Origin of the sequence: Aeromonas sp. Y311-2, from assembly GCF_027706025.1 — a bacterium.
Taxonomy (GTDB): domain Bacteria; phylum Pseudomonadota; class Gammaproteobacteria; order Enterobacterales; family Aeromonadaceae; genus Aeromonas; species Aeromonas veronii.
On record NZ_JAPDCL010000024.1, the window covers coordinates 20,883 to 42,246 of the forward strand.

The 21,364-nt window shown below is 59.4% G+C and carries 14 protein-coding genes and 1 pseudogene; 6 read left to right on the top strand and 9 right to left on the bottom strand.

The annotated features are described in order from the left end of the window. Nucleotides 1–28: 28 nt before the first annotated feature. Nucleotides 29–1,456 carry an exodeoxyribonuclease I gene (sbcB, locus tag OKC42_RS18660; protein ID WP_270820572.1) on the bottom strand — a complete coding sequence of 476 codons (1,428 nt, stop codon included), beginning with the start codon at nucleotides 1,454–1,456 and terminating at the stop codon, nucleotides 29–31. 343 nt (nucleotides 1,457–1,799) lie between these two features. On the opposite strand from sbcB, the gene OKC42_RS18665 reads away from it, so the two are divergent. Genes OKC42_RS18665 through OKC42_RS18675 form a run of 3 tightly spaced genes read left to right on the top strand, consistent with a single transcriptional unit; the run spans nucleotide 1,800 to nucleotide 5,067 of the window. Then, complete coding sequence (locus tag OKC42_RS18665) at nucleotides 1,800–3,113, top strand: anaerobic sulfatase maturase (protein ID WP_270820573.1); 1,314 nt, start codon at nucleotides 1,800–1,802, stop codon at nucleotides 3,111–3,113. Nucleotides 3,114–3,116: 3 nt separating this feature from the next. Next, nucleotides 3,117–4,232 (top strand): tetratricopeptide repeat protein, encoded by a 1,116-nt coding sequence (locus OKC42_RS18670; protein ID WP_270820574.1) that lies wholly within the window; start codon nucleotides 3,117–3,119, stop codon nucleotides 4,230–4,232. A 34-nt stretch (nucleotides 4,233–4,266) separates the two neighbouring features. Next, complete coding sequence (locus tag OKC42_RS18675) at nucleotides 4,267–5,067, top strand: formylglycine-generating enzyme family protein (RefSeq protein ID WP_270820575.1); 801 nt, start codon at nucleotides 4,267–4,269, stop codon at nucleotides 5,065–5,067. Here the strand turns inward: OKC42_RS18675 and OKC42_RS18680 are convergent. The 8 genes from OKC42_RS18680 to OKC42_RS18715 form a co-directional block, all read right to left on the bottom strand. Further along, complete coding sequence (locus tag OKC42_RS18680; protein ID WP_120414213.1) at nucleotides 5,064–5,999, bottom strand: LysR family transcriptional regulator; 936 nt, start codon at nucleotides 5,997–5,999, stop codon at nucleotides 5,064–5,066. The genes OKC42_RS18675 and OKC42_RS18680 overlap by 4 nt on opposite strands. 187 nt (nucleotides 6,000–6,186) lie before the next feature. Then, complete coding sequence (locus tag OKC42_RS18685) at nucleotides 6,187–7,569, bottom strand: BatD family protein (protein WP_270820576.1); 1,383 nt, start codon at nucleotides 7,567–7,569, stop codon at nucleotides 6,187–6,189. Beyond that, entirely contained in the window at nucleotides 7,550–9,280 is a 1,731-nt protein-coding gene (locus OKC42_RS18690; RefSeq protein WP_270820577.1) for a VWA domain-containing protein, read from the bottom strand. The genes OKC42_RS18685 and OKC42_RS18690 overlap by 20 nt, the downstream gene beginning before the upstream one ends. Further along, entirely contained in the window at nucleotides 9,277–10,320 is a 1,044-nt protein-coding gene (locus tag OKC42_RS18695) for a vWA domain-containing protein (RefSeq protein WP_270820578.1), read from the bottom strand. The genes OKC42_RS18690 and OKC42_RS18695 overlap by 4 nt, the downstream gene beginning before the upstream one ends. Further along, nucleotides 10,313–10,834: a DUF4381 family protein gene (locus OKC42_RS18700; protein WP_270820580.1), complete on the bottom strand. Its 522-nt coding sequence runs from the start codon at nucleotides 10,832–10,834 to the stop codon at nucleotides 10,313–10,315. Before OKC42_RS18700 ends, OKC42_RS18695 begins: the two co-directional genes overlap by 8 nt. Beyond that, nucleotides 10,834–11,817: a DUF58 domain-containing protein gene (locus tag OKC42_RS18705; RefSeq protein WP_270820581.1), complete on the bottom strand. Its 984-nt coding sequence runs from the start codon at nucleotides 11,815–11,817 to the stop codon at nucleotides 10,834–10,836. The genes OKC42_RS18700 and OKC42_RS18705 overlap by 1 nt, the downstream gene beginning before the upstream one ends. A gap of 8 nt (nucleotides 11,818–11,825) precedes the next feature. Continuing rightward, nucleotides 11,826–12,803, bottom strand: a complete 978-nt coding sequence (locus OKC42_RS18710) for an AAA family ATPase (protein ID WP_270820582.1) — start codon at nucleotides 12,801–12,803, stop codon at nucleotides 11,826–11,828. Between the two features lie 143 nt (nucleotides 12,804–12,946). Next, the gene (locus OKC42_RS18715) at nucleotides 12,947–14,485 is read right to left on the bottom strand and encodes an arylsulfatase (protein WP_270820583.1); all 1,539 of its coding nucleotides are present in this window, start codon (nucleotides 14,483–14,485) and stop codon (nucleotides 12,947–12,949) included. Nucleotides 14,486–15,328: 843 nt separating this feature from the next. Here OKC42_RS18715 and OKC42_RS18725 point away from each other — a divergent pair. The 3 genes and pseudogenes from OKC42_RS18725 to hrpA all read left to right on the top strand — a co-directional run bounded on the left by OKC42_RS18725 (nucleotide 15,329) and on the right by hrpA (nucleotide 21,282). After that, nucleotides 15,329–16,599 (top strand): annotated as a pseudogene (locus tag OKC42_RS18725) (HD-GYP domain-containing protein). Nucleotides 16,600–16,719: 120 nt separating this feature from the next. Next, nucleotides 16,720–17,142 (top strand): CBS domain-containing protein, encoded by a 423-nt coding sequence (locus tag OKC42_RS18730; protein ID WP_270820588.1) that lies wholly within the window; start codon nucleotides 16,720–16,722, stop codon nucleotides 17,140–17,142. Between the two features lie 240 nt (nucleotides 17,143–17,382). After that, nucleotides 17,383–21,282: an ATP-dependent RNA helicase HrpA gene (gene hrpA, locus OKC42_RS18735; RefSeq protein WP_270820589.1), complete on the top strand. Its 3,900-nt coding sequence runs from the start codon at nucleotides 17,383–17,385 to the stop codon at nucleotides 21,280–21,282. Nucleotides 21,283–21,364: the final 82 nt, after the last annotated feature.

Below are 21,364 nucleotides of genomic sequence, written 5' to 3' on the forward strand. Positions count from 1 at the left end.
AAGGATTTATTGTGAAACTACTCACAACTTATAAATCTTCCAGATAGTGGTAGAGACTCTTTAGAATCGCAAAATTCCGTTCGTTACTCTGGTTCTGCTCGGCCAGTGCCTCGAGACGGGGCACGTAGTCCGGCAGACGGCGGCTGAAGTAGTCGCTGCAGTGCAGGCGCCAGCGTTTCTGCTCTGCTTCGCTCAAGGTGTGTGGCCAGTTGCGGGCGCGGTAGCGGAACAGCATCTCCGGCAGCCGGGCGTCGGTAAAGGCGAACTCCCGTTCACCCAGCAGATCCGCGGGGGTGGCACGCACCAGATCCATGGTGGACTTGTCGCCATGGCCAAAGAATCCGGCGTAGAGCTGGGTATCGGGGTCGCTCTCATTGCTGCCGGCGAACTCTTGATTGAACACTTCCACCAGTTTTTCCCGCACCTCGGGGTGGGCGCGCAGCAGATCCAGGCTCTTGCGGCACTGCTCCCGATCGATGCCCAGCTCGTCGGCCCGTTCCGCCGTCAGGGTGGCGGCCGGCGCCAGCACCGGGCACTTGTTGATGTGCACCAGTTTGACCGGAATGCCCGCCAGATCCCCCAGCTCCTCTTTCTTGGTGTAGAGGCGCTCGCGGATCTCCTCGCTGGAGAGTTCAATGAGCGGAGTGGGGTCACGGGTCAGATCCACCATGATCACCGCGTTCTGGTTGGTGGGGTGCCAGGCAAGTGGCGAGACCCAGCTTGCACAACCCTGCCAGGGGGAGAACATGCCGGAGACGTGCACCAGCGGCTTCATGGTCACCACGTCAATCAGCGCCTTCACCTTGTTCTTGTTGCGAAGGTCAAAGAGATAACCAAACAGCTTGGGTTGCGCCTTTTTCACCAGCTTGGCCATCTCGATGGTAGCCAGCACGTCTGAGAGTGCGTCGTGGGCATTGGCGTGGGCGACGCCGTTGGCGACCGTCAGCTTCTCCAGCCGGAAACTCGGCTTGCCCTCATCGTCAAACGCCCACTCGATCCCCTCCGGGCGCAGGGCATAGCAGGCCCGCAGCATGTCGAGAATATCCCAGCGGGAGTTGCCATTCTGCCAGCTGTAGGCATAGGGATCATAGAAGTTGCGATAGAGGGTGTAGCGGGTCACTTCATCATCGAAGCGGATGCTGTTGTAGCCAAGCACACAGGTATTCGGCGTGGCGAACTGCTCGTGGATCTGGCGAATGAAATCCGCCTCGCACAGCCCATCCTTCATCGCCTTTTGCGGCGTGATACCGGTAATCAGGCACGCCTCCGGATCTGGCAGATAGTCCGCCGGCGGTTTGCAATAAATGACCAGCGGCTCGCCAATGATGTTGAAATCTGCATCGGTGCGAATACCGGCAAACTGCGACGGCCTGTCCTTGGCGGGGCTGATGCCGAAGGTTTCGTAGTCGTGGAAATAGAATGTTGGCTCGTTGCCCGCGTGTGCTGTTTTGCTCATGTTGCTCGAGATGAGGTATCCGATGACGGTAGCGCCTAGCGCTAGGGTGGGCGGTGCCAGGCACCACAATTGTGTGCATGGTAAACCATAGCGCAGGCAGAACGAAGTGCGAGCCGTGCAGGTGGCGGTATATTGGGCGGTTGCTCCCGATATCTTATGCACTTCTGTCTTGCTCACCGGGACTATACGACCAATTTATCTCGTAGGATGCGATGATTTTTTATGACACCAGAATGTTAGCCTGGTCCCATATCCGCTGGTTATAAGGGGTATAACCAGCGTGTGACAGCGGGAGCCTTTAGACTGCAGGCCTCAAAACAGCAATTTTGCAGGTGGTGCAGTTATGGTGATTACTCAGGGTCCACAGTTCAACGGCAAGGCATCCAAGCGGATGCATGTGATGGCCAAACCTATCGGGGCCGTGTGTAACATCGACTGTACCTACTGCTACTACCTCAGCAAGCAGGATCTGCTGGAATACAAGAAGGGGTGTTCGCCCCAGATGGACGAGCAGACCCTTGAGACCTATATCCGTCAATATATCGAGGGGCAGAATACCCCCGAGATCATCTTCTCCTGGCAGGGGGGCGAGCCGACGTTGCTCGGGCTCGACTATTTTCGCAAAGTGGTCGAGTTGCAGCGCAAATACCAGCCGCAAGGGGTGGTGATTGCCAACGACCTGCAGACCAACGGAATCCTGCTCAACGATGAGTGGTGTGAATTTCTGGCCGCCAACAACTTTCTCATCGGTCTGAGCATTGATGGCCCCGAGCTGCTTCACAACGCCTATCGGGTCAACCGAGCCGGGCGCGGTACCTTCAATCAGGTGATGACGGCGGTGGCGCTGTTGCACAAATACAAGGTGAAGTTTGCCACCCTGACCTGCGTGAACAACCTCACCAGCAAGAATGCGCTGGAGGTTTATCGCTTCCTGCGTGATGAGGTGAAGTCGCCCCAGATGCAGTTTATCCCCATCGTCGAGCAGAAGAGTTTTCGCACCACCGCGCCCCAGACCTGGCAACCGCAGGAGCAACTCAAGCAGGGGGACAAGCGCCTCAATCCCTGGCACAAAAATTCGGTGGTCGAGCCCTGGAGCGTTTCGGCCGAGGGGTGGGGGGATTTTCTCATCACTATTTTCGATGAGTGGGTGCAGCGGGATCTGGGACGTGTCTTCGTGCAATATTTCGAGGCGAGCGTCGAAACCTGGATGGGACGCAAGAACCCCCTCTGTACCTTGGGGGAGATCTGCGGCAAGGGGCTGGCGATGGAGCCCAACGGCGATGTGTTTGCCTGTGACCACTATGTCTATCCCAAGTACAAGATCGGCAATATCCACCATCAGCCGCTCAGTGAACTGGCGTATTCGCCCGCCCAGCAAGCGTTCGGCTTTGCCAAATCGCGCAGCCTGACCCGTCAGTGCCAGCAGTGTGACTACCAGTTTGCCTGCTATGGGGAGTGCCCGAAGAACCGCTTTATTCGCACCCACGAAGGGGAGGCAGGTCTGAATTACCTCTGTGCCGGTTGGTACAAGTTTTTCAGCCATATTGATCAGTCGATGGCCTATATCCTTCGCCGTGCCGGTTATCCGGTGGTCCATGGCAAGTACCGTGATGCGGTGATGAATAACGGCGTCTTGACACATGGTCAGAGGAAATAAGCGATGCAGAACATGTTGAGTCGCTGCGAGTTTCGTCACACCCGCTCCGGCACCATGGGCTCCTTGTGGCTGGCCCTTGGTATGACCTTGTCTGGCGCAGCGCTGGCGGTAGCCAGCCCTGAGCCGCCGGTCACCACATCAGCGAATGGGGCACCCACTGCATCCGTGGCGGCCAGTGCCCCCTCAGCCGCCCAGATCCAGCAGTGGGCCTACAGTGCGCAGAATATCTCCCTGCCAGCGGTGGAGCGGGCCGATGCCCTGCGCCAGCTGGCGGCTTATCCGAACCAGAACAGTCTGGTGGCGGTGGCCAGAAGCCTGCGTGATGAGCACGCATTGGTGCGTGAAGCGGCGGTGATTGCCGCCGATCCCTATCAGTTTGCGCACCGCTGGCGACTGCTCTCACCACTGCTGGCTGACAGCAGTGCCGAGGTTCGCCGCGCCGCTACCCTCAATCTGGCTCGCGATTATGGCGCCATGAATGAGGGGCAACTGAGCGCCATTGGCCAGCCGCTGGCGGAGGTGAGCGAGTATCTCGCCCGGCAGCAGGACCCTGCTCAGCAGCTGTTGCAGGCAGATCTCTATCGCTGGACCCGGCAGTGGGACAAGGCGCAGGCAAGCTACGAACAACTGCTGGCCAATCAGCCCGATAATCCCCTGATCTGGCTTGGCCTCTCTGACAACTTGCGGGCTCAGCAACGGGATGCCGAGGCGCTGGCCTTGCTCAACAAGGGGATTCTTGCGCTGCCGCAGAATGCCAACCTCCATTACGCCAAGGCGCTGACCCAGGTGCGCCTCGATCAGAAGAACGAAGCGGCAGTCACCATGGCACGGGCGGCGGAGCTCGCTGGCAATAATAGCTACTTCTGGTATCTCAACGGGGTGCTGCAAGAGCCGCTGGATCTTGAGAAAGCCATCGGCTCGTTCGAGCTTGCCTACCGGATCTCCGGCGCGCCGGAGCAGCTCTATGCGGTGTGTGATATCTACCTTCGCCACGATCACCCCAAGAGCGACGCCTGCATGAGTGAACTTGGCAAGATAGCGCCCCCCGAGGTGCTGGCCGAGCTCAATAGCAAGCGCGCGAGCAAGACGAGCACGCCGCCGGTTTCCGCTGGCCAGTGATGGCTGCCACTTCTCTTACTGCACAGGTCAGGCTATGACGATCATACCGTTCAAATGCGCAATTCCGTTGCTGGCGACCACCCTGCTGGTGGCCGGCTGCACCCTCTCGGTCAAACAGGGCAACCAACCGCTCCATCCGCTGCGACAGAAGGTTGAGGCGGACATGGTGCTGGTGGAAGGGGGCCGTTTTGAGATGGGCTCCAACGACCCTGCCGCCAAAGCGAGCGAAGGGCCGCAGCATACGGTCTCGCTCAACAGCTTCTACATGGCAAAATTCGAGGTGACCCAGGCTCTTTTCGAAGCGGTGATGGGCCCCTCCATCAGCTATTTCCAGGCACCGGATGTACCGGTCAACAACCTCAGCTGGCAACAGGCCAATCTGTTTGTGACAAGGCTCAATGAGCTGACCGGCGCTCACTACCGCCTGCCCACCGAAGCTGAGTGGGAGTATGCAGCCAAGGGGGGCAAGCTGAGTAAAGGTTATCGTTACAGCGGCTCCGATCAGATTGACGAAGTGGCCTGGTACAGCGGCAACGCCAAGAATCGCGCCTATCCGGTGGGGCTGAAAAAGCCCAACGAGCTGGGGCTATACGACATGACCGGCAATGTGGGGGAGTTTGTGGCTGATGCCTATGAAGAGACCTTCTATCGCCACAGTCCTCAAGAGAACCCGAACAATGCCCAGCAGAGCAAGAGCCACCTCGCCCATAAGTCGGTGCGAGGCGGCAGCTACGCCTATGAGGCTGAATTGTCTGAAAATTTCCGGCGTGATTTTGCCAGCCAGTCGGTGATGATGGCTGACATGGGATTGCGACTGGTGCGAGATGCCCGTTAGGACTGAACGATGGAGGTGGTCAGCCCCAGCTCGCTGACCACTTCGAACAACTGCTGGCGCAGCCAACGGTGGCCAGCCTCGGTGGTCCGGCTGGGGTGCCAGATGGCCGACAGGCTGAATACTGATTCCTCGAAGGGGAAGGGGAGTACCCGCACATCATACATGCCGGCAAAGGTATTTATGATGGAGGTGGGCAAAACTCCGATGATCTCGCTGCACGCAATGATGGGCAGCATCTCCATGGCGGTCGGCACCCGTACCACGATATTGCGGTTGGCCATTTGCGGCAGGTGCTCGGCGGTGATCATGCTGCCTCTGACCTGCCACTGGGCCAACGCCACATGCTCCTCGGTAAAATAGGCCTCCACCGTCAAGTTGCTGCCCAGTCGCGGGTGGTTGCTGGCACACACCACCTTCACTTGCTCGCCATAGAGCACCTCGCTCTTGAGCATGCTGCGCCCGCTCTGGGTCATGTCGATGATGAGATCATAACGCTGCATCCGCAGGTCACTCTCCATATCCTCGGTAAAGAGGGGATGCACCTCGAGCGAAATACCTGGGGCGTGTGCCCGGATCTTGCACAGCAGCGCCGGGACCAGTTGGGCACTGACCAGTCTGACACAAGCGATGGAGAAGACTCGCTGGGAAGTGCGCGGATTGAAGGTGCGCGAGGTCGAGAGGGTCGAGCTGAAGTTTTTCAGCGCGGCCGCCATCGCCGGATAGATGTCGATGGCAAACGAGGTGGGCTCCATCCCCACGACCTTGCGATTAAACAGAGGATCACCGTAGATCTCCCGCAGTCGCTTGAGGGCCTTGCTGACGGCGGGTTGGCTGATTTCCATGCGTGTCGCCGCCCGGGATAGGCTGCGCTCTTCATAGATGGCGACAAAGATCGGGATCAGGTTCAGCTCGGTACTTCTGATGTCTAACAAGAGAGGCCTCGTTACATGCTCGTGGAAAAATCACACTGCCTTGGCACTGCCGGGTAGCCGGAGGGGAGAACCTGCCACACCAGTCAGGTGGCGTGGCAGCCAGCTGGTATCCCACTTTGGCAGTGTAATGAAGTGGGCAAAGTGGGACAACCAGTGCAGGGGTTGGTTGCTGCGTGGCGCACTTTATTTATCTGTTTGCGTTGCTGGATGACTGATCCGCTGAGGTCGGTTTGCCAGTCAGGGGGGGCAATTCCGGCAGGGCCGCTTGCCAGCCGACAATGTGGCCCAACCGTGAGCGGATGTTGCCAAGACTGGCGCCCCGTTGCCTTTGCAGGCGCACCAGCAGGCGCCAGCCCATCCTGAGCGCATCAGCCCGATCAAGGGGATCTTGCTGGAATACAGCCTGTTGTTGCTGCCAAGCCTGATCGGAACTGACACGGCTAAGTTCCAGCCAACCCCTCTTGGCCCGCAGATAGCGATAGGCCAGTACCCGCACCGCCCCCCACTGCCTGCTCCAGATGGCGGCCCCATATTGCCAGCCGAGCGGGCGAGGGTGGTGACGGTAGTAACGGGCCATAGCAAGAAGTGCCAGTACCAGCAGGGCTACACCACCGGCTACTCCGAGCAACCGATGCCAGTAGGTCGCCAGCCAGGAGGCGGGAGTGTGGCGCACTTGCAGGGTCTGCCCAGGGAGGGTCAGGGTTTGCAGCTGGCCAGTCTGGCTGTTCCACCAGGCAAGCTCCAGCGCGGGCAGGGTCAACTCACCACCGCGCTGCACGATATAGGTAGTCTGATCTTCCCGTGTCGAGAGGTACTCCCCCCGATCCTGGGTATCGTTCAGTCGGGCTTGCGCCGGATAGGCCTGTACCCGCCCATCGCTTGCAAGCGGAGTGATCAGCGGCGGGATCAGCACCGAGAGGGTATCCTGCCCGCTGGCGGTCACGGTGCGGGTGATAGCATCCCCTACCCGCAGCTCGCCGTCAGCATGGTCATCCGCAGAGTGCTGCCAACGCTGGCTCAGGGTGAGATTGCTGGCGCTCAGCCAACGCCCGCCGACCGTCAGGGCTGGGTCGGGCAGAGCGGCGGCAAAACGCTGAGGGTGGGTGGTGAGGGTGATCTGCAGGGAGCCCCCTTCAGGGCGCGCCACGGTGGCCCGCACCGCGATGGCGGGGATCTCGAACTGGCCGGATTGCTGGGGATAGAGCGTCAGCTCCCAGCGCTGGTGTGACCAGGTCTCGCCATCGCGGCGCTGGGTGAAGTTGGTTGCCAGCTCGCTGCGCTGCTTGACCATAACCCCCGGCAGCTCGAACTGGCCGATGCGGGTGCCCGCGGTAAACCAGCGGTTGGTCGCCAGCTCCAGATAGAGGGTGATCTGTTGGTTGACGGCATAGGGGCGCTTCTCCTCCCCCTGATCTTTCAACCAGCTCTTGAGGGTTACCTGAGTGGCGTCAGTCGCATCAGCGGCCTCGGCAGCCTGTGCTTCGACGATGAGCAGCACGGCCCCGAGCAGGGTAGCGGTCGCCACGTATCCGCAAAGCCAGTGCCGGAGTTTATTGTGCCGGTTGCACATGGGTAGGCTCCTTGTGGGTGGCAGATCGAGGACGGGCGGTTGCGCTCGTTTGCTGCGCTTGTAGCTGGAGGCGGAATTTGGCTTGCAGGAAGTCACCGGGATCAGACTCCACCCGGCGCAGCCACTTTTCGGCCTGCGCCGGATTGGCCAGGATCTGATCTGCGGTCAGGGTTTCGCGCGCCATCAGGGATGAAGCCACGGTTTCTTCCGCCCCGTCGGCACTGCGTGGCTCATCATCGGGCAGTTCACTGGAGTGATCAGGTCCATCCGGCGTGCCGGTCTGGCTCTGACTGGCGCGGTTGATCTCGTCAACAATCCCGCTCATCACCTGATAGTTGTGGGCGGCTGATTGGCGCACGCTCGGGTCGCTGGCCTCGTCAGCCAGTTTCCGGAACAGCCGGCGGGCGGCCAGATACTCACGCTGTCTGGCGAGGGCATTGCCGGCATAGAGCAGAGCCTGTTCGGAGTCGGCTTGCAGGAATGCTGACTGGGCCAGTGCAAACTCGGCGCCATAATAGTAGGCCACCCCCTTGTAGAAGGGATCTTCATAGTGTTTAGCCGCCTCCAGATAGTCCCCCTGCTGGAAGTACCACTGCCCCTGCTGATCCGGGGTGAGCCAGAGGTTGAACCACTGCTGTTTCAGCTCCTTTGCCCAGTGATTGATCGCAGGCTCTGTCGGCTCTGCGGGCGCCAGAGAGAAGGTGGTGGCCTGCGCAGGCGTCGTCTGTAACAGGGAGAGACCGATGGCTGCCACCAGACCCCACTGCACCAGCCAGCCTTTGCGAAACCAGAGCAGCAGCAGGGCGACGACCGGAAAGAGCAGGTAGTAACCCATGTCCTGCCAGAGCATCAGGGAGTCGTTGTGGATCAAAAAGTTGCGTTCAATCCCCCGGTTGATCCGCTCTACGTCGCCATTATCCACCGTCATGGTGAGCAGGGTGCCATTGCTGTCACTGGCCAGTCGCCTTAGTGAGGCAAGCTCCAGCGGGCGTTTGCCACTCAGGGCCGGGTCGCCAGCGGCCAGGATCAGCAGCTGACGGGATTGACCACGGAAATAGTCAGCCAAGGGGGCGATGGCGGAGGGGCTGATGCCATCACTCACCAGCAAAACGGTGCTGCCAGTCTCATCGGCCAGAAGATCGGTGAGCAGCGGGATCACCTGTTCGGTGCGCTTGCCCGCTTTAGGCATGATTTCGGGACGGATGGCGGCGAGGATAGGGTCATAGACGGCACTGTCACGGGTCAGTGGCATGGCAGTGTGGGCCGAGCCGGCAAAGACCACCAGCCCGTTGCGCCCGCCATCGCGGGTCGCCAGCAGATCGCTGATCTTCTGTTTGGCCCGCGTCAACCGGTTGGGGGCGATATCCGTTTCCAGCATGGAGTCGCTGTTATCGAGCAGGATCAGCAGGGCGCCCTGATCTTCGCCAAAAGGGGAGGGTTCACGGTTCCAGGTCGGCCCTGCGCAGATCAGGATGGCGAGCCCCATCAGCAGCCCCAGCACCTTGAGGGGCAGGTTCTTTTTCCAGCCGGTGTCCCCCAGCGTCAACGCCGCGCGCAGATGGGGCGGCAGCCGCTGTTGCCAGTTGTTCGCTTCATCCATGTGCCAGCGCAGCAACAGGATGGCGACAAGGGGGAGCAAGGCCAGCAGCCACCAGGGGCGCAGAAAGTGGGCGTTCAGCCAGAGCTGTTGCCAGTAGAGAGGATCCATCATGGCGTGTCTCCTGAGAGAGCAGTGCGCAGGCGGTAGCGCCTGAGGGTCAACAGGGAAAAGAGGGTGAGATAGAGGACGACGCTGACGGCGATGAGGTAATGGTGCAGGCTTTCGCGGGTCTGAAAGCGGGTGCTTTCGTAGCGTTGTGGCTCCAGCTCACCGATCACCTGATAGGCGCGCGTCAGCTGCGCCTCATCAAGAGCCTGAAACAACTGGCCGCCGGTCAGGGTCGCCAACTGTTGCAGGGTATCGAGATCGAGTGCCTGTTCGCCGACGGTGGCCGGATCCCCCATGGCGATAGTATGCAGCCGCACGCCGTTGACCGCGGCTACCCGGGCCGCATCCCGCGGGCTGACAAAACTGCCGGTGTCGTTGCCATCGGTAAGGATGATGGCGACTTTCTCCCGCTTGGCGCTGTTCTGGTCTTGTTGCCCGTGGCGATCACTGTTGTTGAACACTTTGATTGCCAGGCCGATGGCATCCCCCAGATGGGTGCTCTGGCCTGCCATGGCGACATCGGTTTCCTGCAGCAGGGTTTGCCAGGTGTCGAGATCGGCGGTAAACGGCGCCTGGACAAAGGCGGCATCCCCAAACAGGATGAGCCCGAGTCGATCTCCTTCGCGCGTTGCAGCAAATTGTTTAAGCACCTCTTTGGCGGCGTCGAGCCGACTGAGGGACTTGCCGGGGTCGGTAGAGAAGTCGGTCTCGGCCATGGAGCTTGAGAGATCCAGCACTATCATCACATCCCGCCCGAACCGCTCGCGCACTTGTGGGGGGCCATAAATGGTGGGCTTGGCCAGCGCCAGCACCGCCAGTAGCCAAACGGTGATCAGGGCGATCCGCTGCCACCAGCTGGCAGTCAGCTGGGTTGCCCCCTCACGCGGCGGTTCATCCAGTAGATCGATCAGCAGATCGAAGAAGGGCACCTTGATGGCACTCTGCCGGGTGCGATAGGCCGGAATAAGGCGAAATACCAGCAACGGCAGGGGCAGCAGCCAGAAACAGTGGGGGTGGGCAAACTCGAGACCTGCATCAAGCATGATGGGCCTCCGTCGCCAACGAGGCTGTTTGTATTGGAGTCTGGTGGTGGGCAAGCCAGTCGTTGCAGAGGGAAACGAGGCAGAGCTGATCACTGACGCTTAGCACCACCTGATCACAGACCAGCGATACCAGCCAGCGCTCCCCCAGTTCGGTCGCGAAACGGGGCTGCCTATCAGCCATGGCATTATCGAGAGTCTGCAGCAACGCCATGCCAAACAGCTTGCCGTGCCGGGGATCCAGGTGGGTCAACACCTGCTTGATCAGGTGAAACAGTGCCAGACGGGCCCCGGCATCAGACCAGTTGATCGTGCGCAGGGCCGCCTGCGCTTCACGGCGGTAACGCTGTTGCCACCAGCGCTGTGCCCGGTGATAGAGCCAGAGCAGCGCCAGCGCCCCCAGGCTCAGCGCCAGCAGCAGCCAGCCTGCGGTTTGCGGTTGCCAGCTGATGGTGGGTGGTACGGTCACGTCCTGCAATTCGCGCAGCATATAGGTGCCGGGCAGCTTGTGGTTCATCAGTGATCTCCTCCCAATGTGGTAATGAGGCGGGCGAGGTGGTGGCCACCGGTGTCGAGGGTGATAAGCGGCAATCCCTTGAGGGCCATCAGTCGCAGCAGTTGATCTTTTTTCAGCTGCTGCTGGCGGGCTAGCCCTTGATCCAGCACAGGGATCTGGTGGGGAGCAATATTGAGCTGGTACTGGCCATCGCCGACTACCCAGCTGGCGTCTGCGGCTGTGGTCGACAGGGTCGACTCGAGGGGATCGGCGATGTGCAGTGCCAGCACATCGTTGTGCTGCTGCAAGTAACCGAGGCGGGCCAGGTCGGCCTCGGTGACGCCTGTCCAGTCGCTAAGAAAGATCAGGGTGGTATTTTTCAACTTGAGGCGGTCCAGCATCGCCAGCAGGGGGGCCAGACCGGTCGCCTCGCTGTCGCGGCTGGTGGCCGAGAGAGCATGATTGGCGGCACAGAGCTGGCGCAGTCCTGCCAACCAGTGGCCACGGGAGCGCTGGCCGCGCAGCCACGCCACGCCATCGCAGTGCAAAATGGCGAGCCCGACCCGATCGCTCTCTTTGAGTACTTGCCAGCCGAGCAGGGCGGCGACTTCGGCGGCCACTACCGACTTCATCACCTCCACCGAGGAGAAGAACATGCAACTGCGCTGATCAACGCAGAGGATCACGTGACGATCTTTCTCTTCACTATAACTGCGCACATGGGGGCGGCCGGTGCGCAGGGTCACTTTCCAGTCCAGGGTGCGAATATCATCCCCTTGCTGATAGTGGCGCAGCTCTTCAAAGTTGAGTCCACGGCCGCGAAAGCGTGACGGGTGGCGGCCGCACAGCAGGTTGCCGCTGTTTAACCGGGGCAGCAGTGAAAACTGGCCGACCAGCCCCTGTAGCCGGACCAGCGTCAGGTAGTCACAGTGGATGCGGGGGTCACCACTGGGCGGTTGCCCGCCCTGTGTCAGCCTGTCATGGGATAAGGAGCGAGGTGTCATGGTATCGCTTACCCGATGACGACGTGATCGAGCAGAGTCATCACCACCTGCTGGTGATCCACCCCATCTGCCAGCGCGTCATAGCTGAGGGTAAAGCGGTGACCAAGCACGCTGGGCACCATGGCGCGCACATCGTCGGGCAGCACGTGGTTGCGCCCTTGCAGCCAGGCATAGGCGCGTGCGCACTTGTCCAGAGCAATGGATGCGCGGGGACTGGCGCCGACCGCAATCCACTGTGGCAGCCCGGTGGCTGGGTAGCGATCGGGGTGTCGGGTCGCCATGACCAGCGCAATGATGTAGTGCTCCACCAGCGGTGAGACCGTCATGGCCGAGAGCTCTGATCTGGCCTGCAAGATGAGCTCAGGAGGGAGGGGGGCGAACCCCTCGTTCTGCTGGCGGGTACCGCGCTCTTCGGCCCGCACCAGCCGAATGATGGCAAGCTCTGCCTCATCATCGGGGTAGGCGACCGAGACCTTGAGGGCAAAACGATCCATCTGGGCTTCTGGCAGCGGGTAGGTACCCTCCTGCTCGATGGGGTTCTGGGTGGCCAGCACCATAAAGAGCGCGGGCAAGCGATGGCTCTTGTCACCGACGGTGACGGTGCCTTCGGCCATCGCCTCCAGCAGCGCCGCTTGTACCTTGGCGGGGGCGCGGTTCACTTCATCGGCCAGTACGATGCTGTTGAAGATGGGGCCTGGCTGGAAACGCAACTGGTGGGATCCGTCACGCTCCTGATACATCTCTGTGCCGGTTACATCCGAGGGGAGCAGGTCGGGGGTGAACTGAATGCGGCCGAAGCTGGTATTGAGGGCTTCTGCCAGCGCCTTGACCGAGCGGGTCTTGGCGGTGCCGGGCAAACCTTCAAGGAGCACGTGGCTATTGGTCAGCAGGCCGATGACCAGGGCGCGGATCACATGGGACTGGCCGACCACACTGAGACCAACCTGTTCGATGAGTTGCGAGATCTGTTGTTGCAAGAGGTTCATAGGGTTTTCCACAGGGTACATTTAACGAGACAGAGATTGGGCTAGGAGGGGCCAACAGGTTTTCAATTTCCAGCCGGCACGGGGCGAGCCAGCTGGAAATTGAAAACGCCCACCAGAGAGTGATGGGCGTTGGAGTCACCGCCTTACTTGATGGTGGCGACTTTTTGTTTGAGTGCATCCAGCTCTGCCAGTTTGCCCTTGAGCATCAGGCTTTGGGAGCTAATGCTGGCAGGGTTCATCTGGAAGCTCTGCTGCATCGGGTAGTTGGGCAGAGTGTCGAAGAACTCTTTCAGGATCCCCTGTACCGGTACGAACAGCCACATGTTGTCTGCCATCCAGCGCATATACATGCCTGACTCGTGTGGTGCTTTTTCGAACGGATCGGCGCGCAGGTTGATGATTTGCGGCCAGTTCGGGGTAGCTCGGACGGCATCAGAGATGTTGCCCTGCATTGTGGCAAAGTTCAGCTTGAAGTCATTCCAGCGCACGGCGTTGAGCTCGCCGTTGGCGGAGAAGTAGAGCATTGAGTTCCGTGGGGCGGTGTCGGCCTTACCGGACAGGTACGGCATGAAGTTGTAGCCGTCCAGTTTCACCCGCCACTCTTTGCCGTTGGCCTTGTAGCCCTTGGCCAGCTTCTCTTTCACATCCGGTACACCGGCAGCGGCCAACAGGGTCGGCATCCAGTCCTGATGGGCCATCATGGCGTTGACCTTGGTGCCTGGCTTGATCACGCCCGGCCAGCGAACCAGTTGCGGAACCCGCATCCCGCCTTCCCATGTGGTGCCTTTTTCGCCGTAGAAGGGGGTGGAGCCGCCATCCGGCCAACTGGCTGTCTCGGCGCCGTTATCGGTGGTGTAGATCACGATGGTGTTGTCGGCGACCCCAAGCTCGTCCAACTTGTCGAGCAGGATCCCCACCTGATCATCGTGCTCCAGCATGCCGTCGGCATAGATGCTGACGCCAGATTTACCCTGATACTTCTCTTGCAGACGGGTCCAGACGTGCATACGGGTGGCGTTGTGCCAGATGAAGAAGGGCTTCTTGGCCTTGACAGCTTTCTCCATGAACGCCAGCGAAGACTCGAGGAACTCTTCGTCAGCATGCTCCATGCGCTTGCGAGTCATGGGGCCGGTATCTTCAATCTTGCCGTCGGCAGAGGATTTTATGACACCGCGTGGGCCATATTTTTTCTTGAACTCCGGATCTTTCGGGTAGTAGTAGGTTTCCGGCTCCTCTTCTGCATTGAGGTGGTAGAGGTTGCCGAAGAATTCGTCAAAGCCGTGTTTGGTCGGCAGGTGCTGGTCCCGATCGCCCAAATGGTTCTTGCCGAACTGAGCCGTCATGTAACCCTGCCCCTTGAGCAGGTCACCCAGGGTTGGGGCCCAATCTGGAATACCTTGCGGTGAACCTGGGATGCCGATGGTCAGCAGACCAGTACGGAACGGCTCCTCGCCAGTAATGAAGGCCGCGCGGCCTGCGGTGCAGGATTGCTGACCGTAGTGATCGGTAAAGAGGGCCCCTTCTTTGGCGATCCTGTCCAGGTTCGGGGTCTGGTAACCCATCATCCCCTGGTTGTAGGCACTGATGTTCCAGTAGCCGATGTCATCGCCCATGATGGCAAGAATATTGGGCTTGGCGGCTGCTGTGGCACTACCAGCGGTGGCCATTAAGGCAAGGCTCATGGCTATTTTGTTTATTTGAATGGCCATTATTGGCTCCACTCCTAATCTGATGTGAATTGGTACACAAAATGGGCGATGAAAGCAGCGTGCGTTTAACGCGGTGGAAATATCATCCCGTGCAGGCTGTTGGAGGGGATGGAATACCCGGATGGGCACATTCCCCTTTATCGCTGTCGTTATGACCTGCAAAGAGTGATATGACCTGAATAGCCCGAGTTAACCGCCGCTTGGAAATCAGCTTTCAACATTTTCACTCTATAAATCCCGTTTATCCTTGTCGCCTTATAGCGAATATAACCGCTGGTTATCCGATATTTTTTCTCCAACCTTTCGGTCGCAGGCTATCGGGTGGGCTGGAGCGAGCATGGGAAGCTGTATCCAGAAGGCGGAGGTGTCTACCGCTATCAATGGCGACAAGGCGAATAAATGGGTGATGGAGTTCACAGTTCGGTTAATTAATTTGGGGATGGTGGCAGTTATGGGCGTTGTGGTGTGCCTTTATTCAAAATTCTTACTGGCAAACCGAGCACTCTTTAATTCTGATTAAGTCATAATTAAGTAAAGTTGGGGTGTTGATTGTTTCGCTCAGATATGAGTTTTTAAAATTGCTCACAATCTCTACGCGAGATTTAAAAAGTCTACTTGCATATTTTTGAACGGATAAATATAACTTGAATGGGAGTGGCCAAATAAATCCAGCTGTGATCTTTGTCTTTTCAAGGTGCCAGGGTCATAAATGCCTATAAAAACAAGGTAAAAGGTTCGGCTATTGACTAAGTTGATAGAAGGCGAAGCATAAAACAGCGCCAGTTTGATACGACAACATCGCATGGGACCCGGATCATGGACAGAGCGCAGGGCGTAGCCCCTTTTTCGTTGCAAGTGGATCTAAGGCAGGTGGTGTATGCCCTGTCAGCCTCGCTGGATCTGGTGGGCATTGGCGATGTGGCCCACGGTAAACGGGTCGGGATTATGGCTGCCGAGTGCAGCCGGGAGCTGGGGATGAGTGAGGCCGAACGCTGTCTGCTGTTCGAGCTGGGGGTGCTGCATGATATCGGTGTCTCCTCGACCATCACCATCTGGTCAGCGAGTTCGATTGGGAGTCCTCCCAGCGCCACTGCGAGGTGGGATATCAGCTGCTCAAGGATTTCCGTTTGCTGGCCCCACTGGCCCTGCCTATCCGTTATCACCACACCCACTGGCACCTGCTGCGCGAGATGGCTGATGTGGACCCCAATGTAGCCCGTCAGGCCAACCTTATCTTTCTGGTTGATCGCTGCGATGCGTTGGCGGCGCCCTACTATGGCGATGGTTCATTGTTGATGCATACCAACGAGATCCGCGCACGCCTGCAGGATTTCCGTGAGGAGTTCTTTGCCCCCGAGCTGGTAGATGCCTTCCTCAAGGCGTCTCGCTCTGAGGCATTCTGGCTGCAGCTGGAAGCCCGTTCCATCAATGATTACATGCTGGAGATGCTGCAGGTGCGGGAGCCTTGCCTGACCTTCAACGGGGAGCTAAAAGCGCTGGCGCAGATCTTCTCCGGCATTGTCGACGCCAAAAGCCCATTCACGATGACGCATTCACTCGGTGTGAGCAGGTTGTCTCGGGCATTGGCCGAGCAGATGGGAGTCAGTGCCATCCATTGTGACATGCTGGAGATCGCCGGTTTGCTGCACGATTTGGGCAAGCTCAGGGTGCCGGACGAGATCCTCGACAAGCCTGCCAGCCTGACGAAAGAGGAGCGGGCCATCATCAATACCCACAGCTTCGAGACTTACCAGATCCTGCGCCATATCGAAGGGTTTGAAGAGATTGCCTGTTGGGCGGCCTATCACCATGAGGAGCCTGACGGGGAGGGCTATCCGTTCCACCTGCCGGCATCCGCCATGGCGCTTGAAGCGCGGATCCTGCGGGTCGCTGATATTTTTCAGGCAATGGTGCAGGACAGACCTTATCGGCGCGGCCTGCCTGCCCGTGACGCATTGACCTTTATGCAGCAACTGGCGGATCAGGGGCGGGTCGATCCCGCTGTGGTAGCGGTGCTGGCCGATCACCTGCCGCAGATGATGATGGCAGCCATTCCGGATCGCGAGCCGGATCATGCCATCAATTGAGGGAGAGGCTGGCCGCTGACTCATACCGCCGCGAGCCAGCTATGCTTGGAACAAGCCGAGCATGGTGCCGGTACCGGCGCACAAGACGCCAGCTTGATGGACTACAGTAGGGGAGCAGATATGGAATCGCTAAAAGCCAAGGATTATATGCAGAGCAGACCCATCACCTTCACTGCCGACATGATGGTGCAAGCTGCGGTCGAGAAATTTCTGAACAGTCATCAGCTCGGTGGCCCGGTGGTGGATGGGCAGGGCCATCTGATTGGCTGGATCTCCGAGCAGGATTGCATCGCAGTGCTGCTTAAGGAGGCCTATCACTGCGAACAGGTGGCGCAGGTCAAGGATGTGATGCGCAAGGAGGTGTTGTCGGTGGGGCCAGATACCAGCATTTTGAGCCTGGCGGAGATGATGATGGGGCAAAAGCCGAAAATCTATCCGGTAGTGGAGGAGGGGCGTCTGCTCAGTGTCATCAATCGCCACAACGTCATGCAGGCCATTCACGCCCAGCTCACCACCTGTTTTGTCCATCACTCCCACGGTTAACCCTGTTTTTCTCTCTCCCAAGGCAAGCTTCGGCTTGCCTTGGCTATTTCATATGCTGCCATTTATTCATGTTATGCCATCTTACAATGGTTGTTTTGTCATGTTTGAGGAGCGGCCAATCTCTCAGTCTTCCCATATATAACGCTACGTTAAGGCTTGCACCGCCCCCGCTCGCTCTTTAGGATCGCTCCCAGCTTATCGATATGGCCCCTCTGGGCACCTATTTAAGGAATTCGTACCTTGTCTCTCTCTATCGAGGCGCTGCGCCGCCGTCTCTCTGCCTGCATGAATCTCGACGCCCGCCGCCTTTCCAGCCGTCTGCACGGGGTCAAGAAGCTGCCTGAAGGCAAACAGGCTGCCGTGCTGGAGACCATCGCTGCCGATCTGGATGCCGCGCAAGCGCGCTATCAAACCCGTCTGGCCGGAGTACCCAAGGTGACTTATCCGGACAACCTGCCGGTCAGCCAGAAGCAGGCTGAGATCGCCAAGGCCATTCAAGAACATCAAGTGGTGATCATTGCAGGGGAAACAGGCTCGGGCAAAACCACCCAGATCCCCAAGATCTGTCTGGCGCTCGGGCGTGGGGTCAAGGGCTTCATCGGCCACACCCAGCCGCGCCGTCTGGCGGCCCGCACTGTGGCGGCCCGTATTGCCGAGGAGATGGAGTCCGAACTCGGTCACTACGTGGGTTACAAGGTGCGCTTTACCGATCAGGTGAGCGAGCAGACCCACATTAAGCTGATGACTGACGGTATTTTGCTGGCGGAGATCCAGAACGACCGGATGCTCACCCAGTACGACACCATCATCATCGATGAGGCCCACGAGCGCAGCCTCAATATCGACTTCATCTTGGGCTATCTCAAGCAACTGCTGCCCAAGCGCCCCGATCTCAAGGTGATCATCACCTCGGCTACCATCGACCCGCAACGTTTCTCCCGCCATTTCAACAAGGCGCCGGTGATCGAGGTCTCCGGCCGCACTTATCCGGTGGAGGTGCGCTACCGTCCACTCGTCAGTGACAAGAGCGAAGGGCTTGAAGAGCGCGATGAACTGCAGGGGATCTTCGATGCGGTGGAAGAGCTGGCCCGCGAGGGACTGGGGGACATCCTCATCTTCATGAATGGCGAGCGGGAGATCCGCGATACTGCCGATGCCCTGCGCAAGCTCAATCTGCGCGATACCGAGGTGCTGCCGCTTTACGCCCGTCTTTCCAACGCCGAGCAGAACAAGGTGTTCCAGCCCCATGCTGGGCGACGCATCGTGCTCGCCACCAACGTGGCGGAGACATCGCTGACGGTGCCGGGCATTCGTTACGTCATTGACCCGGGCACCGCCCGCATCAGTCGTTACTCCTGGCGTACCAAGGTGCAGCGCCTGCCCATCGAGCCGGTCTCCCAGGCCAGTGCCAACCAGCGTAAAGGGCGCTGCGGTCGGGTGGCGGACGGCATTTGTATCCGCCTCTACTCGGAGGAGGATTTCAACGGCCGCCCTGCCTTCACCGACCCCGAGATCCTGCGCACCAACCTGGCCTCCGTCATCCTGCAGATGCTGGCGCTCGGCCTTGGCAACATGGAGGCGTTTCCCTTCGTCGAGCCACCAGAGTCGCGCCATATCAAGGACGGCCTGACTCTCTTGAAAGAGCTGGAGGCGGTGCGCGAGCTGCCCGCCACCGGCGAGCGCGAAGCCAAGTTGCAGTTGACCGAGACCGGTCGCCAGCTCTCGCGCATCCCCCTTGATCCGCGTTTGGCGAAGATGGTGATCAGCGCGGCGCAAACTGGCTGCTTGAGCGAGGTGATGGTGATCACCGCGGCCCTCAGCATTCAGGATCCCCGCGAGCGGCCCATGGAGAAGAAGCAGGCCGCCGACGAGCAGCACAGACGCTTTGAGGACAAGGATTCCGACTTCCTTGCCTTCGTTAATCTGTGGAATTACCTGAAGGAGCAGCAGGATGCCCTTGGCAGCAACCCGTTCCGCCGCATGTGCCAGAAGGAGTTTCTCTCCTACCTGCGGGTGCGTGAATGGCAGGACATTCACTTCCAGCTGCGTCAGACGGTCAAGGAGCTGGGTTTTAAAGCCAACCATGAACCGGCGGATTTCAAGACGGTGCACTGCGCGCTCTTGACAGGCCTCTTGAGCCATATCGGCAACAAGGATCTGGAAAAGCCCGAGTTCCTTGGTGCTCGCAATGGCCGCTTCCACCTGTTCCCGGCCTCGGGTCTGTTCAAGAAGCCGCCCAAGTGGGTGATGGCCGCAGAATTGGTGGAAACCTCGCGCCTCTACGCCCGCATCAACGCCAAGATTGAACCCGAATGGGTGGAGCCGCTGGCAGGCCACCTCGTCAAGCTGCACCATAGCGACCCTCACTGGTCGAAGAAAAACGGCGCCGTAATGGCCAAGGAGAAGGTGACCCTCTACGGTTTGACCCTCGTCAATGAGCGCACCATCAACTTCAGCCGTATCGATCCGGCGCTGTGCCGCGAGCTCTTTATCCGCCGCGCCCTGGTGGAGGGGGATTTCGAGACCCGCCACCGTTTCTTCAGCGACAATCGCAAGCTCCTGGCCGAGGTGGAGGCGCTGGAGCACAAATCCCGTCGGCGCGACATCCTGGTGGATGATGAGGACTTGTTCCGCTTCTACGATGCCCGTTTGCCGGAGGATGTGATCTCTGCCCGTCACTTCGACAAGTGGTGGAAAGAGGCACAAAAGCGGGATCCCGAGCTGCTCAACTTCGAGAAAGAGATGCTGATGAAGGGGGATGCGGCCCACATCAGCGATCTCGACTACCCCAACTTCTGGCAGCAGGGGCGTCTCAAGCTCAAGCTGACCTATCAGTTTGAGCCGGGGGAGGCCGCCGATGGCGTGACCCTGCATATCCCGCTGCCGCTCCTGAATCAGGTGGAGGTGAAGGGGTTCGAGTGGCTGATCCCCGGGCTGCGTCACGAGCTGTTGGTGGCCCTCATCAAGTCGATGCCAAAACCGATGCGCAAGAACTTCGTACCGGCCCCCAACTATGCCGATGCGCTGCTAGCCAGCCTCAACCCCGAGCAGGGGCCGCTGCTGGACGAGATGGAGCGCCAACTTCGCCGGATGACCGGCGTGACCGTGCCCCGCGAATCCTGGGACTGGAATTCGGTGCCCGATCACCTGAAACTCACCTTCCGGGTGGTGGACGACAAACACAAGAAAGTGGCGGAAGGGAAAGACCTGGAGGCATTGAAAGAGTCCCTGCGTGGCAAGGTGCAGGAGACCCTGTCGCAAGTGGCGGATGATGACATCGAGCAGTCCGGCCTCACCCTGTGGAGCTTTGGCGAGCTGCCGCAGGAGTACAGCCAGAAGCGCGGCGGCTTCGAAGTGAAAGCCTATCCGGCGTTGGTGGACGAGAAGGACTCGGTCGCCATCCAGCTGGTGGAGAGCCCGGTGGTGCAGCAGCAGCTGATGTGGGCCGGTCAGCGCCGGCTGGTGCTGCTCAACGTGCCATCACCCATCAAGTATCTGCAGGAGAAGCTGCCCAACAAGGCCAAGCTCGGGCTCTATTTCAACCCGTTTGGCAAGGTGGCGGAGCTTATCGATGACTGCATCGCCTGCGGCTGCGACAAGCTGATCGAGCAACATGGTGGGCTGGCCTGGGACGAGGCCGGTTTCGAGGCGCTCAAGGAGTTTGTCCGTGCCGAGCTCAACGATGCGGTGGTGGAGGTGGCCAAGCAGGTGGAAGCCGTGCTGACCCTCTCCCATGAGATCAAGAAACGGCTCAAGGGCAAGATGCAGCTTGATACCGCCTTTGCAATGTCCGATATCCAGCAGCAGCTCGGCAACCTCATCCACAAGGGCTTTGTCACCGAGACCGGTTGGCAGCGGTTGCCTGATTTGCTGCGCTATCTGCGGGCCATCGAGCGTCGCCTGGAGAAGCTGGCCATCGATCCCAACCGGGATCGGGTCTACATGCTCAAGGTGCACAGCGTGGAGTCGGAGTACAAGGCGCTGCTGGCCAAGATCCCCAAATCCCAGCTTATTCCCACCGAGGTGGCCAATATTCGCTGGATGATCGAGGAGCTGCGGGTGTCGTTCTTTGCCCAGAATCTGGGGACCCCTTATCCGGTCTCCGATAAACGGGTGCTTAACGCCATCGCTCAGTGCTAAGCTGCTATCTAACTGTTTTAACAGCATGATAGCGGGTGATGAGAAGGGGTTGCCGGTCAGGTAGCCCCTTCAAACCGCAAAT